Source organism: Caballeronia temeraria, from assembly GCF_001544795.2.
GTDB lineage: Bacteria > Pseudomonadota > Gammaproteobacteria > Burkholderiales > Burkholderiaceae > Caballeronia > Caballeronia temeraria.
This window is the reverse complement of record NZ_FCOI02000027.1, coordinates 88,703-102,433: the sequence shown is the minus strand read 5'-3', so window position 1 is coordinate 102,433 and position 13,731 is coordinate 88,703. Positions and strand designations below refer to the sequence as shown.

Here is a 13,731-nt window from a genome sequence, read left to right as displayed (position 1 = left end):
CCGAAGAACCGGCCGCACTCGCTATCAAGCGCCCACACTTATCGGCTGTTAGTTTTTAAAGAGCACATCGCAAGACCGTCTAATTCGCTACCGTCTTGCGTCGCTGCATCAGCAGCAGAGAAACGGGATTATGAAGAACGTTTCGCAGTCTGTCAACAGCAATTTCAAACTTTCTTGCTGCCCCGACCAACTCAACTCTTCATCGACTTAAAGCAAACGGGTCGTGCGGACATCGCACGACCCGTCGACATAAGTCTTGGTGCCGGCTGCAGGACTCGAACCCGCCACCTGATGATTACAAATCAACTGCTCTACCAGATGAGCTAAGCCGGCGAAGCACGGAATTCTACTTCATTTAACGACTTTGAGGTGAGACCTCACAGGCGATTTCGAAGCGTCCTCATCCGCAGCAGTTTGCGGCTCATCTTTCGACGAGGAATCCGCGCGCTCGGCAGCCGGCTCTTCGATTTGCCGTGTCTCACGCTCAGGCGGCCGCGCCCCCACCGGAGCGCTCGTCAAATCCGCACCGGAATGCGACTGCTCGACCGGGAACGCCATGCCCTGCCCGTTTTCGCGGGCATAGATGGCGAGCACGTTCGCGACTTGCACCTCGATCTTGTGTGACTTGCCGGAGAACCGCGCGCTGAACTCGATCCACTCGTTGCCCATCTGCAGTTGGCTCGTCGCCTCGAAACTGATGTTCAACACGATCTCGTCGTTACGGACGAACTGACGCGGTACGCGCGTAGCCGCGTCGACCCGCACGGCGATGTGGGGCGTAAAACCATTGTCCGTGCACCACTCATACAGCGCGCGCAACAGATACGGCTTGGTGGAAATCTCTTGCATCAACTTTCCTCTGTCGGAATGCGGCCGCGCAAAGTTGCGCCGCCGCGTCCCAACGCACTCAAACTATCGACGCATCACCTTTTCGGAAGGCGTCAGCGCTTCAATATAAGCCGGGCGGCTGAAGATCCGCTCGGCGTACTTCATCAACGGTGCTGCGTTCTTCGACAGTTCGATGCCGTAATGGTCCAGACGCCACAGCAGCGGGGCGATCGCGACGTCGAGCATCGAGAACTCCTCGCCCAGCATGTACTTGTTCTTCAGGAAGATCGGCGCGAGTTGCGTCAGGCGATCGCGGATCGCGCTGCGTGCCTTCTCGTGGTTCTTCTCGGCGGCCTTGCCCTTCTCGTTCTCGAGCGTGCCGACATGAACGAACAATTCCTTCTCGAAGTTCAGCAGGAACAGACGCGCGCGGGCGCGCTGCACCGGATCGGCCGGCATGAGTTGCGGATGGGGGAAACGCTCGTCGATATATTCGTTGATGATATTCGACTCGTACAGGATCAGGTCGCGCTCGACGAGGATCGGCACCTGTCCGTAAGGGTTCATCACCGCGATGTCTTCCGGCTTGTTGAACAGGTCGACGTCGCGAATCTCGAAGTCCATGCCCTTTTCGAACAACACCAGCCGGCAGCGCTGGGAGAAGGGGCAAGTAGTGCCGGAATACAGAACCATCATGTTTTTAAAGTTCCTTCAGTAAACTCGAAGGGCCGGCCGCGGCGTTTCCTCGCGGAAAACGCCGTCGCGCCGACCCACGCCTTCGAAGGCGCGCTATTTGATATCTTTCCAGTATGCCGCGTTCAGGCGCCACGCGAGGAAACTCAAGAACGCCAGGAACAGCAAAACCCAGACGCCGAGCCGCTTGCGCGTCTGCTGCGCGGGTTCCGCCATCCACGACATGTACGAAACGAGATCGGCCACAGTTGAATCATAATCCACGGACGACATCGCACCAGGTGTAACCTGAGTGTAACCGACGAATCTTCGTACCTTTTCGCCCGTCTTTTCGTCCGTATCTGTCTCGAATTTCGCGTCCCGGATGCCCTGGAGCGTCCAGAGCACGTGCGGCATGCCGACGTTCTCGTAGACGCGATTATTCCAGCCCGTCGGCCGCGCCGGATCCCGGTAGAAACTCCGCAGATACGTGTAGAGCCAGTCCTTGCCGCGCGCCCGCGCCTCGACCGACAAATCCGGCGGCGACGCGCCGAACCACGCTTTCGCATCTTCCGGGCGCATCGCGATGGACATCGTGTTGCCGACCTTGTCGGTCGTAAAAAGCAGATTCTCCTGAATCTGCTGCGTACTGATCCCGAGATCGGTCAGCCGGTTGTACCGCATCAGCGTCGCGCTATGGCAGTTCAGGCAGTAGTTGACAAAAACCTGGGCGCCGTGCTGCAAAGACGCCAGATTGTCCGAACTGTCAGGCGCCCGGTCGAGCACCGCCTCTTCCTGCGCGAACGCCGGCGTCGCGCCGAACGCGAGCAGCGTCGCACCGATCATCGCTATTGTAGAGAGCCATTTTTTCATCGTATTCGTCTCCGGACGTGAGCTCAGTGAGGTTTGTAGTGCACTCGCTCAGGCGGCTTCTTGAATTTGCCGCGCGGCGTCCAGAAAGGCATGCCGAGGAAAAACGCGAAGTAGATCAGCGCGCAGATCTGCGCGATCAGCGTCGCGGCCGGCGATGGCGGTCGCGTGCCCAGAAAGCCGAGCATCAGGAACGCGAACACGAAGATCGCGTAGAAGACCTTGTGGAAGAGCGGCCGATAGCGGATCGACTTCACCGGGCTGCGATCCAGCCACGGCAGGAAGAACAGCGACACCACCGCCGTGCCCATCACGACCACACCCCAGAACTTCGATTCCGTCAGCGCCATGAAGATCAGCACCAGCACGGCGAGCACCGGCAGACCGAGCTTCCACTTGCCGCGCGCCTTCACCAGCGCGAGCACGCCGAGCAGCGCGATCACGATCATCAGCACGATCTTGAACGGGTCCGTAGTCGCGCGAAGCATCGCGTAGAACGCGGTGAAGTACCACACGGGCGCAATTTCCGGCGGCGTCTGCAGCGGGTTGGCCGGTACAAAGTTGTTGGCTTCGAGGAAATAACCGCCCATTTCCGGGGCGAAGAAGATGATCGCCGCGAAGATCAGCAGGAACACGCACACGCCCATGAAGTCGTGCACCGAGTAGTACGGATGAAACGGAATGCCGTCGAGCGGAATGCCGTTCGCGTCCTTCTTTGCCTTGATCTCGACGCCGTCCGGATTGTTCGATCCCACTTCGTGCAGCGCGACGAGGTGCGCGACCACGAGCCCGATCAGCACGAGCGGAATCGCGATGACGTGAAACGCGAAGAAGCGGTTCAGCGTGACATCCGATACCACGTAGTCGCCGCGAATCCACAACGACAGATCCGGACCGATGAACGGAATCGCCGAGAACAGGTTCACGATCACCTGCGCGCCCCAGAACGACATCTGCCCCCACGGCAGCAGATAGCCGAAGAACGCTTCGGCCATGAGGCACAGGAAGATCGCGCAGCCGAAGATCCACACGAGCTCGCGCGGCTTGCGATACGACCCGTACATCAGCCCGCGGAACATGTGCAGATACACGACGACGAAGAACATCGACGCGCCCGTGGCGTGCATGTACCGGATGAGCCAGCCCCACGGCACCTCGCGCATGATGTACTCGACCGAGGCGAACGCGAGCGTCGCATCGGGCTTGTAGTTCATCGTGAGGAAGATGCCGGTGACGATCTGGTTCACCAGCACCAGCAGTGCAAGCGAGCCGAAGAAGTACCAGAAGTTGAAGTTCTTCGGCGCGTAATACTCGGATACGTGTTTCTTCCAGGTCGAGGTCAGCGGAAACCGGCGGTCGATCCAACCGGTCAAGCCCGTTGTCTCCACTTCCTTGTCTGCGGTCGCCATTTATGCCTCTCCCTTTTCGTCCTTGCCGATCACGAGTTGCGTCGCCGATGTGAACATGAACGGTGGAATGTCCAGGTTCTGCGGCGCGGGCTTGTTCTTGAAGACGCGGCCGGCCATGTCGTAGGTCGAGCCGTGGCACGGGCAAAGGAAGCCACCCGGCCAGTTATCGGGGAGATTTGCCTGGGGACCCTCGGTGAAACGCGGCGTCGGCGTGCAGCCCAGATGCGTGCACACGGCAACCGCCACGAGAATGTTCTTGTGATCGGCGCGCGATCGATACTCGTTGTTGCAGTACTCGGGCAACGGCATCGAGAATTCCATCTTGGACTTCGGGTCGGCCACCTCGTTGTCGGCCTTCTTGACGTCGGCCAGCATTTCGTCGGTACGATTGACGATCCACACCGGCTTGCCTCGCCAGGCGACCGTCATCATTTCGCCCGGCTTCAGTCCGCTGATATCGACCTCGACAGGCGCGCCCGCCGCCTTGGCCTTCTCCGATGGAGCAAACGAACCTACAAAGGGAACCACGGTTGCCACTGCTCCGAAACCACCTGCTGCGGTCGTCGCAATCAGCCAGGTACGGCGGCCGCCATCGACGCGTTTTTCATCCTTGTCTCGCATCACACGCCCCACTTCTGAGTTGGATTTATACCGTCACATCAGTTGTTCCGCCGTTAGTGTGCGCGAATGGAGTTAGCATTTACAAGGGCTGACTAGCAAAAATCACTCGAAGTGATTGATGCTTCAGGGTTTTCCCCACGTTTTTCGCGCAAGCTCGTGAAGCGTTCATTTAAGGCAACTGCAAGCGGAAATAATCGCGCTCACAGCTTAATCGGCCATTAAACCGGATTATCGATATCGATAAAAAGATGCTCGATATCGAATTGCTCCGACAGACGCGAGCCCACGGCCTGCACGCCGTAGCGCTCGGTCGCGTGGTGACCGGCCGCGATGTACGCCACACCCGATTCCGCCGCGATATGCATGGTCTGCTCCGAGACTTCGCCGCTCAAATACACGTCCGCGCCCGCCGCGATGGCGTCTTCGAAATAGCCCTGCGCGCCGCCGGTGCACCATGCCACGCGCCGCAGCTCCTTGTCCGTGTCGCCGAACACGAGCGGCTTTCTGCCGAGCGCGTTTTCCACCATGACGCTGAAGTGTTCGAGCGAAAGCGGCATGCCGAGCGTCGCGATCCAGCCGAGATCCTGATCGGCGAAACGGGCGTCGGCGATCAGCCCGAGGCGCGCGCCGATCTGCGCGTTGTTGCCGAGCTCCGGATGCGAGTCGAGTGGAAGATGGTAGGCGAAGAGATTGATGTCATTGGCGATCAGCGTGCGCAGCCGCTGGTACTTGCGCCCCGTGATCTGCGGCGCCTCTTTGCGCCAGAAGTAGCCGTGATGCACGAGCACGGTGTCCGCGCCCCACTCCAGCGCGGCCTCGAGAAAGGCTTGCGACGCCGTCACGCCCGTCGCGATCTTCTGCACGCGGCGCGCGCCTTCAACCTGCAGACCGTTCGGGCAATAGTCCTTGAAGCGGCCGATTTCCAGCAGATTGTTCAGATACAATTCGAGTTCGATCCGATCCATGAAATCCTCTATCCCTTCAAATGCTTAGACGCTTCTGGCTATTTTTTGCCCAAGCGGTCACCGTGCTTTTGGCCCTGATGTTCATCATCGCGACCTTGAAACCGCAGTGGCTTCAACGTCAGGGTCAATTCGGCAAGCAGCTCGCCGAGCCGATCGTCGCGTTGCAGGAAGTGGCGCCGAGCATCGGCTCGCGCCCCGTTCAGTCGTCCTACTCGGAAGGCGCGCAAAAGGCGATGCCTGCCGTCGTGAACGTGTTCTCCAGCAAGGACGGCAATCTGCCGCCCGACCCGCGCGCGAAAGACCCGCTGTTCCGCTACTTCTTCGGCGACAAGAACAAACGCAAGAGCGACGAGCCGCCGGCGTCGAATCTCGGCTCCGGTGTCATCGTCAGCTCGGAAGGTTACATTCTAACGAACCAGCATGTCGTCGACGGGGCGGACCAAATCGAGGTCGCGCTCGCCGATGGTCGCACGTCGAGCGCGAAAGTGATCGGCGTCGATCCGGAAACCGACCTCGCCGTGCTGAAGATCAACTTGACCAATCTGCCGGCCATCACGCTCGGCCGGATGGATCAGACGCGTGTCGGCGATGTCGTGCTCGCGATCGGCAATCCGTTCGGCGTGGGCCAGACGGTCACGATGGGCATCGTCAGCGCGCTCGGGCGCAATCACCTCGGCATCAACACGTTCGAGAACTTCATCCAGACCGACGCGGCCATCAACCCCGGCAACTCGGGCGGTGCGCTCGTGGACGTGAACGGCAATCTGCTCGGCATCAACACCGCGATCTATTCGCGCAGCGGCGGCTCGCTCGGCATCGGCTTCGCCATTCCCGTGTCGACCGCGCGCAGCGTGCTGGAGAGCATCATCACGACGGGCAGCGTGACGCGCGGCTGGATCGGCGTCGAGCCGCAGGACGTGACGCCGGAAATCGCCGAATCGTTCGGGCTGGATCAGAAGTCCGGCGCGATCGTCGCGGGCGTGCTGCAAGGCGGCCCGGCGGACAAGGCGGGCATCAAGCCGGGCGACATCCTCGTGTCCATCAATGACGACACGATCACCGACACCACGCGCCTGCTCAACGTCGTGGCGCAGATCAAGCCGGGCACGTCCGTGAAGGTTCACCTGATGCGCAAGAACAAGGAACTGGACCTCAACGTGATGATCGGCAAGCGTCCCGCGCCGCCGCGCGCACCGCAAATGCCGGACGACGAAGGCGATCAGGGTGACCAGGGCGACGAATAAAACGCGGCATCCGTGAAAACAAAAAGGCAGCTTCGATCACTCGAAGCTGCCTTTTTCGTATCCGATGAACCGCTCGATGGCGCGACAATACGCCGCACTTATTCCGCCGCGGGTTCCTCGTTTTTGATCTGTTCCTTGCCGACCACGAGCCGCGCCGCGATGATGCCGGCTTCATAAAGAATGATGAGCGGAATCGCGAGAATGAGCTGCGAGAAAACATCGGGCGGCGTGACGACGGCCGAAATGACGAACGCGCCGACGATCACGTAAGGACGAATCTGCTTGAGCTTCTGGATCGACACGACGCCCATGCGCGCGAGCAGCACGACGACGATCGGCACCTCGAACGTCACGCCGAACGCCAGGAACATGGTCAGCACGAAGCTCAGGTAATTGTCGATATCCGTGGTCATCTCCGCGCCGAGCGGCGCGTTGTAGTGCGCCATCACGCGGAAGATGGTCGGAAACACGACGAAATACGCGAACGCCATGCCGCACAGGAAGAGCGAATAGCTGCTGAAAACGAGCGGCCCGACGAGCTTCTTCTCATGCTGATACAAGCCCGGCGCGACGAACGCCCAGACCTGATACAGCACGAACGGCAGCGCGATCACGAAGGCGACGAGCATCGTCACCTTCATCGGCACGAAGAACGAGCCGGTGACGTCGGTGACGATCATTTTGCCGTCGGCGGGCAGGTTCTGCATCAGCGGGCGGGCCAGCAGCTTGAAGATGTCGGGCGCCCAGTACACGAGCGCGATAAACACGACGATGACCGAAGCACCGGCGCGGATGATGCGGTCGCGCAATTCGACCAGATGCGAAATGAACGTCTCTTCGACGGGCTCTTCTTTAGTGTGTTGCGGGTCGCTCACGCCGGCCCTCGGTAGATATCATCGATGAAGGAATCGCGGCTCGCTCAGAAGAACTTCGTCTGCCGGCGCAGGGTGGCGGGCGTATGACGAGCGACGCGCGCCGCGCCCGATTGAACCCGCGTGCGACGCGAGGTCGTGCGCTTGTACCAGTTGGGAATCGCGGCCTGCTTGACGCGCCAGTTCTTGCGTTTGGCCGACGTCGACGGAGACGTGCTGACCCACGGCTTGTCCGACGCGGCGCTGTCCGCCGATTCAGCCCCGCCCGCGATGCTCGGCGCGACCGACGTGCCCTCTTTCCAGGCATCGTTCAACTCGGACTCGTGGCGCTTCAACGTGTCGTGAATCGACGATTCGACATTCGACGCCGCGTTTTCGAACTCGGTGCGCATTTTCTTCAGCTCATCGAGTTCCATCTCGCGCGCGACTTCGGATTTGACGTCGTTGATATAGCGCTGCGCGCGCCCGAAGAGCGCTCCCGCCGTGCGAGCCACGCCGGGCAGGCGCTCCGGCCCGAGGACCACCAGCGCCACGACGCCGATGACCGCCATTTTGGTCAGACCGAGATCGAGCATTGAACGAAAAGTGGAGGGTTACCGTCGGCGGACGGATTAGCGATAGTCGCCCGAGCGCGACTTGTCCTTCGCCTCGACGTCGACGGCGCCGTTACGCGGCAGTTCGCGTTGATCGGCGGGGTTTGCCGGCGTTTCGCCTTCGCGCATGCCTTCCTTGAAACCCTTCACCGCGCCGCCCAGATCGCCGCCGATATTGCGCAGCTTCTTCGTGCCGAAGACGAGCGCCACGATCAGCAGAACGATCAACCAATGCCAAATGCTTAACGAACCCATGAATGAAAACTCTCCGTGATTCCACCCCGATTTGGGTACCAGAGCGGAAGATCGGCCTTGCGGCCGGCAGCCGAGGCACGCCGCCTCAACTTCAACTATCGATTTTGCTCGCCCAATATTTCATTGGAAAGGAGAATGCAAACAAAGATGCCGCATTACCCCATTCGGCGCCACGGGCGCTCGCCGGCCAACAAATGCGCGTGGATGTGATACACCTCTTGCCCGCCGCCCGGCCCGGTATTAATTACCGTGCGAAAGCCGGTGTCGCCTCCCGTGTATGAGACACCGAGATCCTTCGCCAAACGTCCGACGAGACTCACCATTCTACCAAGTAGCGGACTGTCACTTTCTGTGCAGTGGGAAAGTGTTTCAATATGTTTGCGCGGAATCACCAGCACGTGCACGGGCGCGGCGGGATTGATGTCGTTGAAGGCGACGAATTCATCGTCCTCGTAGACTTTCGTGCTTGGCAGCTGCCCAGAAGCGATCTTGCAGAAAATGCAGTTGTCTTGACTCATGGACTTGATGGATTTCGTTGTCGATTGTGATTAAAACCACGCGGTCGGTTCGAGCGTCTTGTTCTCGTAGAGAAAGAGCCAGCCCTTGATGATCCGATACAGCGTCCAGATCCAGGTCGCGCCGATGATGAGAAAGCCGAGGCCGAAGACCCATATCAATGCGAAGCCGACAACGTGCCCGAGCAGCGACCACCAAAACGTGCGAATCTGCCACGTGAAGTGATCTTCGTACGGCGTGCCGGTGGCATCGCTACGCTTGACGTAGTTGAGGATGATGGCGACGAGGCCAGTCAGCCCGCCGGTCAGCCAGTAGACGGCATACAACGCGTACAGGATGTGCGTGAACGTGCGCACGTTGCGCAGACGCTCAGGGTCATTCGAGTTCTGAACGACAGGCGGCGGATAGGGTTCGTACTGCCGGTTCATGCTGGCCCTCCTTCAAAGCGAAACGCTCGTCAGCCGCCGTTCTGCTCGCGCTCACGCGACTTGCGCAGCGCTTTTTCCTCGATCCCCGACAGACCTTCGCGGCGTTCCAGTTCCGCGACCACGTCGGCGGGACTGAGGTCGAAGTGCGACAGCATCACGAGACAATGAAACCACAGATCGGCGACTTCACCGACGAGCGCTTTCGGCGCGCCGCCGTGACGCGCGTCCTTCGCGGCGAGCACGACTTCCGTCGCTTCCTCGCCGATCTTCTTCAGGATCGCGTCGTCGCCCTTGTGAAAGAGTCGTGAGACGTAGGATTGTTCCGGATCGCCGCCCTTGCGGCCGTCGATGACCGAGGCGAGGCGCAGCAGCGTGTCCAGCGTAGTGGCTTGCGTCATTTGTAAATGCTTTCTGGGTCTTTCAGGACCGGCTCGACGGCAACCCACTCGCCGTTCTCCGCCGTGCCCTCGAATTTCTGGAAAAAACAGGAGTGGCGGCCCGTGTGGCACGCGATGCCCGACACCTGCTCGACCTTGAGCAGCACGACGTCTTCGTCGCAATCGAGGCGCACGTCGTGGACGTGCTGCACGTGGCCCGATTCCTCGCCCTTGAACCACAGGCGCTGTCGCGAGCGCGAGAAATACACCGCGCGCTTCAGTTCGATGGTCTTCGCGAGCGCCTCGCGATTCATCCACGCGAACATGAGCACGTCGTTGGTCGATGCTTCCTGCGCGATCACCGGCACGAGGCCGTTCGCGTCCCACTTCACCTTGTCGAGCCAGGTCATTTGATCGCTCACGGCTTCACGTCCTCACCGAAATGCCGTGATCGGCCATGAAGCGCTTCGCCTCGCCGACCGTGTGTTCGCCGTAGTGGAAGATGCTCGCGGCCAGCACCGCGTCCGCATGACCTTCGACGATGCCATCGGCCAGATGCTGCAACGAGCCCACGCCGCCCGACGCGATCACCGGCACCGGCACCGCGTCCGATACGGCGCGCGTCAGTGCCAGGTCGAAGCCGGCCTTGGTGCCGTCGCGGTCCATGCTGGTGAGCAGGATTTCGCCCGCGCCGTACTCGGCCATCTTGCGCGCCCATTCGATCGCGTCGATGCCCGTCGCCTTGCGGCCGCCGTGCGTGAAGACTTCCCAGCGCGGCGTCTCGCCTTCAGCCGACACGCGCTTCGCGTCGATCGCGACGACGATGCATTGCGAGCCGTGCTTGTCCGACGCGTCGCGCACGAGTTGCGGATTCGCCACCGCCGACGAATTCATGCTGATCTTGTCCGCGCCCGCGTTGAGCAGACGCCGCACGTCCTCGACCGCGCGCACGCCGCCGCCGACCGTCAGCGGAATGAACACCTGCGACGCCACCGACTCGATGATCGGCAGGATCAGATCGCGTTGATCGGACGTCGCGGTGATGTCGAGAAACGTGAGTTCGTCGGCGCCCTGATCGTCGTAACGGCGCGCGATTTCGACGGGATCGCCCGCGTCGCGCAGCTCGACGAAATTGACGCCCTTCACGACGCGGCCAGCGGTCACGTCGAGACAGGGAATGATGCGTTTTGCGAGAGCCATGTTCTTGCCACTTACGAAGTAAGGGCGGCGCCGCGGCCGCCCGGAGTGCTGCTCAGTGTGCTCACGCGCGGGCGCTTCAGGCGCCGTCGGGTTCGCGCAGTGCGTCGGCGCGCGTCTGGGCGGCCTTGAAATCGAGATCGCCGGAGTAGATCGCGCGGCCGCAGATCACGCCTTCGATGCCGTCGTCCTCGACCTCACACAGCGATTCGATGTCCGCGATGCTCGACAGCCCGCCGCTCGCGATCACCGGAATCTTCACCGCCTTCGCGAGACGCACGGTCGCTTCGATGTTGATGCCCTGAAGCATGCCGTCGCGGCCGATGTCGGTGTAGATGATCGACTCGCAGCCGTAGTCCTCGAACTTGCGGGCGAGATCGACCACTTCGTGGCCCGTGAGCTTGCTCCAGCCGTCGGTCGCGACCTTGCCGTCCTTCGCGTCCAGCCCGACGATGATGTGTCCCCCGAACGCGCTGCACGCGTCCTGCAGGAAGCCCGGATTCTTGACCGCCGCCGTGCCGATGATGATGTACGACAGGCCGTCGTCGAGATAGCGCTCGATGGTTTCCAGGTCGCGGATGCCGCCGCCCAACTGCACGGGAATCTCGCTGCCTACCTCGTCGAGGATCGCGCGGATGGCGTCGCCGTTGCGCGGCTTGCCGGCGAATGCGCCGTTCAGATCGACCAGATGCAGTCGCCGTGCGCCGCGATCGACCCAGTGTCGGGCCATGGCCGCCGGATCCTCTGAAAAAATGGTCGCCTGGTCCATATCGCCCTGCTTGAGGCGCACGCACTGACCGTCCTTAAGATCGATGGCCGGAATGAGCAGCATAGGTATCGCGTATTTTCGGGGTGAAGTTGATCAAAACGGCGCACGTAGGGTCTTGTATGCCTGTCGCGCGGGCCGTCTCGCTAGTGTAGTACAAGTCTTGCAACGGTCACGCGCCCGTAGTAATAGGCGAAAACGCTAGCGGGCGCGCCATTTCACGGGTTCCAGTGAACGAAGTTGCGATAGACGCGCAATCCGGCGTCCGCGCTCTTTTCCGGGTGAAACTGGGTCGCGAAGATATTGTCCCGCGCAACCGCGGACGTAAATGCGCTGCCGTACACCGTTTCGCCGGACGTGTGCGCCGGATTGTCCGGCACCACGTAGTAGCTGTGGACGAAGTAGAAGAACGCGCCGTCCGCGACGCCGTCCCAGAGCGGATGCGCCTGCGTCTGACGCACGCGGTTCCAGCCCATTTGCGGCACCTTGAAGCGCGAGCCGTCGTCCTGCAGGAGTCCGTCGAGCCGGAAGCGCACGACCTTGCCGGGCAACAGTCCGAGGCCCTTTGTGTCGCCTTCCTCGCTCCAGTCGAAGAGCATCTGCTCGCCGACGCACACGCCGAGCATCGGCTTCTCGCGCGCCGCCTGCATCACGGCTTCCTGCAACCCGGACTCGGCCAGATGCCCCATGCAGTCGCGCATCGCGCCCTGCCCTGGCAGCACGATGCGATCCGCCGCGCGGATGCCTTCCGGCTGATCGACGATCGCCACGTTCGCCTCGGGTGCAGCCTTTTTCAGCGCCTGGTAGACCGAGCGCAGGTTGCCCATTCCGTAATCAACAATCGCAATCGAAGTATTCATTTCAAAGATGGCATCAAGGCCTTCAACCCGTTGACGATGAACTCCACCGCCAATGCGGACAACATCAAACCCATGAGACGCGTGCCGATGTTGATTCCCGTTCGTCCGACCACGCGCGCGATCGGCTCTGCGAGATTCAGCGCGCCGAAGCACAGCCCCGCGATGATCGCGCCCAGCACGACGAGCCCGAAGCGGTCGTACCAATGCTGCGCATTGGCAGCATAGACGATCACGGTGCTGATCGAGCCGGGACCGGTGAGCAGCGGAATCGCGAGCGGCACGACCGCGATGCTGTTGCGCTCCTCGGCTTCCATGCGTTCTTCCGGCGTCGAGCGCGCGTTGCCGACCTGCGCGTTCAACATGCTGATCGCCATGAGCAGCATGATGATGCCGCCGCCCACTTCGAACGACCCGACCGAAATGCCGAAGAACGCGATGATCTGCTGGCCGAGCAGCGCCGTGACCGCGATCACGCAGAACACGGAAATCGATGCGACGCGAATCGTGTTGCGCCTTTCGATGTCCGATTGCTGCGAGGTCAGGCTGAGAAAAAACGGTATCGCGCCGATCGGGTTGATTAGCGCGAGCAACGATATGAACGACTTGAACAGATCCATCGTGGTCTCGACGCACGCGCGCCGAAGCGGCGTGAGTCGATCAGAGACTGCCCTTGGTCGACGGAATCTGCCCCGCCGCGCGTTCGTCCACTTCGACGGCCATGCGCAGCGCGCGGCCGAACGCCTTGAACACGGTTTCGACCTGATGATGCGCGTTGATGCCGCGCAGATTGTCGATATGCAAGGTCACGCCCGCGTGATTCACGAATCCGCGGAAGAATTCGATGGTGAGATCGACGTCGAACGTACCGATGCGCGCGCGCGTGAACGGCACGTGGAACTCCAGACCCGGACGGCCCGAAAAATCGATCACGACACGCGATAGCGCTTCGTCGAGCGGCACGTACGAATGCCCGTAACGGCGAATGCCCTTGCGCTCGCCGATGGCCTTCGCAATGGCCATTCCAAGCGTGATGCCGGTGTCCTCGACGGTATGGTGATCGTCGATATGGAGGTCGCCATGCGCTTCGATGTCGAGATCGATGAGCCCGTGACGGGCGATCTGGTCGAGCATGTGATCGAGGAACGGGACGCCGGTGGCGAGCTTCTGCTTGCCGGTGCCGTCCAGATCGAGCTTCACACGGATCTGCGTTTCGCTGGTGTTGCGAACGACTTCCGCAATGCGCATGGTGATTCCTTGA

Annotated in this window: 19 protein-coding genes and 1 tRNA gene; 1 reads left to right on the top strand and 19 read right to left on the bottom strand. The window is 61.2% G+C overall.

The window, feature by feature from the left end:
• Positions 1-257: 257 nt before the first annotated feature.
• The 7 genes from AWB76_RS29430 to AWB76_RS29400 all read right to left on the bottom strand — a co-directional run bounded on the left by AWB76_RS29430 (position 258) and on the right by AWB76_RS29400 (position 5,365).
• Positions 258-333, bottom strand: a tRNA-Thr gene (locus AWB76_RS29430).
• Positions 334-351: 18 nt separating this feature from the next.
• The gene (locus AWB76_RS29425; protein WP_061163627.1) at positions 352-849 is read right to left on the bottom strand and encodes a ClpXP protease specificity-enhancing factor; all 498 of its coding nucleotides are present in this window, start codon (positions 847-849) and stop codon (positions 352-354) included.
• A gap of 63 nt (positions 850-912) precedes the next feature.
• Positions 913-1,524 (bottom strand): glutathione S-transferase N-terminal domain-containing protein, encoded by a 612-nt coding sequence (locus tag AWB76_RS29420; RefSeq protein WP_008344155.1) that lies wholly within the window; start codon positions 1,522-1,524, stop codon positions 913-915.
• A gap of 93 nt (positions 1,525-1,617) precedes the next feature.
• The gene (locus tag AWB76_RS29415) at positions 1,618-2,373 is read right to left on the bottom strand and encodes a cytochrome c1 (protein WP_061163626.1); all 756 of its coding nucleotides are present in this window, start codon (positions 2,371-2,373) and stop codon (positions 1,618-1,620) included.
• Between the two features lie 23 nt (positions 2,374-2,396).
• Positions 2,397-3,779, bottom strand: coding sequence for a cytochrome b (locus AWB76_RS29410; RefSeq protein WP_061163625.1), 1,383 nt, complete (start codon positions 3,777-3,779; stop codon positions 2,397-2,399).
• Positions 3,780-4,400: a ubiquinol-cytochrome c reductase iron-sulfur subunit gene (petA, locus tag AWB76_RS29405; protein WP_061163624.1), complete on the bottom strand. Its 621-nt coding sequence runs from the start codon at positions 4,398-4,400 to the stop codon at positions 3,780-3,782.
• Positions 4,401-4,618: 218 nt separating this feature from the next.
• A complete protein-coding gene (locus AWB76_RS29400) occupies positions 4,619-5,365 on the bottom strand; it encodes a Nif3-like dinuclear metal center hexameric protein (RefSeq protein WP_061163623.1) in 747 nt (248 codons plus the stop codon).
• A 20-nt stretch (positions 5,366-5,385) separates the two neighbouring features.
• Here AWB76_RS29400 and AWB76_RS29395 point away from each other — a divergent pair, with 20 nt between their 5' ends.
• Positions 5,386-6,609 carry a S1C family serine protease gene (locus tag AWB76_RS29395; protein ID WP_061163622.1) on the top strand — a complete coding sequence of 408 codons (1,224 nt, stop codon included), beginning with the start codon at positions 5,386-5,388 and terminating at the stop codon, positions 6,607-6,609.
• Between the two features lie 98 nt (positions 6,610-6,707).
• Here the strand turns inward: AWB76_RS29395 and tatC are convergent, their stop codons facing one another.
• The 12 genes from tatC to hisB all read right to left on the bottom strand — a co-directional run bounded on the left by tatC (position 6,708) and on the right by hisB (position 13,718).
• Positions 6,708-7,484, bottom strand: a complete 777-nt coding sequence (gene tatC, locus AWB76_RS29390; RefSeq protein ID WP_061163621.1) for a twin-arginine translocase subunit TatC — start codon at positions 7,482-7,484, stop codon at positions 6,708-6,710.
• A 44-nt stretch (positions 7,485-7,528) separates the two neighbouring features.
• Positions 7,529-8,056, bottom strand: a complete 528-nt coding sequence (tatB, locus tag AWB76_RS29385) for a Sec-independent protein translocase protein TatB (protein ID WP_061163620.1) — start codon at positions 8,054-8,056, stop codon at positions 7,529-7,531.
• A gap of 36 nt (positions 8,057-8,092) precedes the next feature.
• Positions 8,093-8,329: a Sec-independent protein translocase subunit TatA gene (gene tatA, locus AWB76_RS29380; protein WP_061163619.1), complete on the bottom strand. Its 237-nt coding sequence runs from the start codon at positions 8,327-8,329 to the stop codon at positions 8,093-8,095.
• 155 nt (positions 8,330-8,484) lie between these two features.
• Entirely contained in the window at positions 8,485-8,847 is a 363-nt protein-coding gene (locus AWB76_RS29375) for a histidine triad nucleotide-binding protein (protein WP_008344145.1), read from the bottom strand.
• A gap of 30 nt (positions 8,848-8,877) precedes the next feature.
• Complete coding sequence (locus AWB76_RS29370; protein WP_061163618.1) at positions 8,878-9,273, bottom strand: DUF4870 family protein; 396 nt, start codon at positions 9,271-9,273, stop codon at positions 8,878-8,880.
• Positions 9,274-9,302: 29 nt separating this feature from the next.
• Positions 9,303-9,671, bottom strand: coding sequence for a phosphoribosyl-ATP diphosphatase (locus tag AWB76_RS29365; protein ID WP_061163617.1), 369 nt, complete (start codon positions 9,669-9,671; stop codon positions 9,303-9,305).
• On the bottom strand, positions 9,668-10,060 hold the full coding sequence (hisI, locus tag AWB76_RS29360) for a phosphoribosyl-AMP cyclohydrolase (protein ID WP_208606626.1): 393 nt from the start codon (positions 10,058-10,060) through the stop codon (positions 9,668-9,670). Before hisI ends, AWB76_RS29365 begins: the two co-directional genes overlap by 4 nt.
• Before the next feature lie 16 nt (positions 10,061-10,076).
• On the bottom strand, positions 10,077-10,850 hold the full coding sequence (gene hisF / locus AWB76_RS29355; protein ID WP_061163615.1) for an imidazole glycerol phosphate synthase subunit HisF: 774 nt from the start codon (positions 10,848-10,850) through the stop codon (positions 10,077-10,079).
• A 76-nt stretch (positions 10,851-10,926) separates the two neighbouring features.
• Positions 10,927-11,679 (bottom strand): 1-(5-phosphoribosyl)-5-[(5-phosphoribosylamino)methylideneamino]imidazole-4-carboxamide isomerase, encoded by a 753-nt coding sequence (hisA, locus tag AWB76_RS29350; RefSeq protein WP_061163614.1) that lies wholly within the window; start codon positions 11,677-11,679, stop codon positions 10,927-10,929.
• A gap of 152 nt (positions 11,680-11,831) precedes the next feature.
• Positions 11,832-12,473, bottom strand: a complete 642-nt coding sequence (gene hisH / locus AWB76_RS29345; protein WP_061163613.1) for an imidazole glycerol phosphate synthase subunit HisH — start codon at positions 12,471-12,473, stop codon at positions 11,832-11,834.
• Positions 12,470-13,090, bottom strand: a complete 621-nt coding sequence (locus AWB76_RS29340; protein ID WP_061163612.1) for a YchE family NAAT transporter — start codon at positions 13,088-13,090, stop codon at positions 12,470-12,472. The genes hisH and AWB76_RS29340 overlap by 4 nt, the downstream gene beginning before the upstream one ends.
• Positions 13,091-13,130: 40 nt before the next feature.
• Entirely contained in the window at positions 13,131-13,718 is a 588-nt protein-coding gene (gene hisB, locus AWB76_RS29335) for an imidazoleglycerol-phosphate dehydratase HisB (protein WP_061163611.1), read from the bottom strand.
• Between the last annotated feature and the right edge of the window lie 13 nt (positions 13,719-13,731).

Bases quoted from the DNA above. Each gene is read 5' to 3' on its own strand.
- AWB76_RS29395 (WP_061163622.1), top strand. From the start codon at position 5,386: ATGCTTAGACGCTTCTGGCTATTTTTTGCCCAAGCGGTCACCGTGCTT.
- AWB76_RS29370 (WP_061163618.1), bottom strand. From the start codon at position 9,273: ATGAACCGGCAGTACGAACCCTATCCGCCGCCTGTCGTTCAGAACTCG.
- AWB76_RS29415 (WP_061163626.1), bottom strand. From the start codon at position 2,373: ATGAAAAAATGGCTCTCTACAATAGCGATGATCGGTGCGACGCTGCTC.
- tatB (WP_061163620.1), bottom strand. From the start codon at position 8,056: ATGCTCGATCTCGGTCTGACCAAAATGGCGGTCATCGGCGTCGTGGCG.
- petA (WP_061163624.1), bottom strand. From the start codon at position 4,400: ATGCGAGACAAGGATGAAAAACGCGTCGATGGCGGCCGCCGTACCTGG.
- hisI (WP_208606626.1), bottom strand. From the start codon at position 10,060: ATGACCTGGCTCGACAAGGTGAAGTGGGACGCGAACGGCCTCGTGCCG.
- AWB76_RS29420 (WP_008344155.1), bottom strand. From the start codon at position 1,524: ATGATGGTTCTGTATTCCGGCACTACTTGCCCCTTCTCCCAGCGCTGC.
- AWB76_RS29425 (WP_061163627.1), bottom strand. From the start codon at position 849: ATGCAAGAGATTTCCACCAAGCCGTATCTGTTGCGCGCGCTGTATGAG.
- hisF (WP_061163615.1), bottom strand. From the start codon at position 10,850: ATGGCTCTCGCAAAACGCATCATTCCCTGTCTCGACGTGACCGCTGGC.
- hisH (WP_061163613.1), bottom strand. From the start codon at position 12,473: ATGAATACTTCGATTGCGATTGTTGATTACGGAATGGGCAACCTGCGC.
- AWB76_RS29410 (WP_061163625.1), bottom strand. From the start codon at position 3,779: ATGGCGACCGCAGACAAGGAAGTGGAGACAACGGGCTTGACCGGTTGG.
- AWB76_RS29340 (WP_061163612.1), bottom strand. From the start codon at position 13,090: ATGGATCTGTTCAAGTCGTTCATATCGTTGCTCGCGCTAATCAACCCG.
- hisB (WP_061163611.1), bottom strand. From the start codon at position 13,718: ATGCGCATTGCGGAAGTCGTTCGCAACACCAGCGAAACGCAGATCCGT.
- tatA (WP_061163619.1), bottom strand. From the start codon at position 8,329: ATGGGTTCGTTAAGCATTTGGCATTGGTTGATCGTTCTGCTGATCGTG.
- AWB76_RS29365 (WP_061163617.1), bottom strand. From the start codon at position 9,671: ATGACGCAAGCCACTACGCTGGACACGCTGCTGCGCCTCGCCTCGGTC.
- AWB76_RS29400 (WP_061163623.1), bottom strand. From the start codon at position 5,365: ATGGATCGGATCGAACTCGAATTGTATCTGAACAATCTGCTGGAAATC.
- hisA (WP_061163614.1), bottom strand. From the start codon at position 11,679: ATGCTGCTCATTCCGGCCATCGATCTTAAGGACGGTCAGTGCGTGCGC.
- AWB76_RS29375 (WP_008344145.1), bottom strand. From the start codon at position 8,847: ATGAGTCAAGACAACTGCATTTTCTGCAAGATCGCTTCTGGGCAGCTG.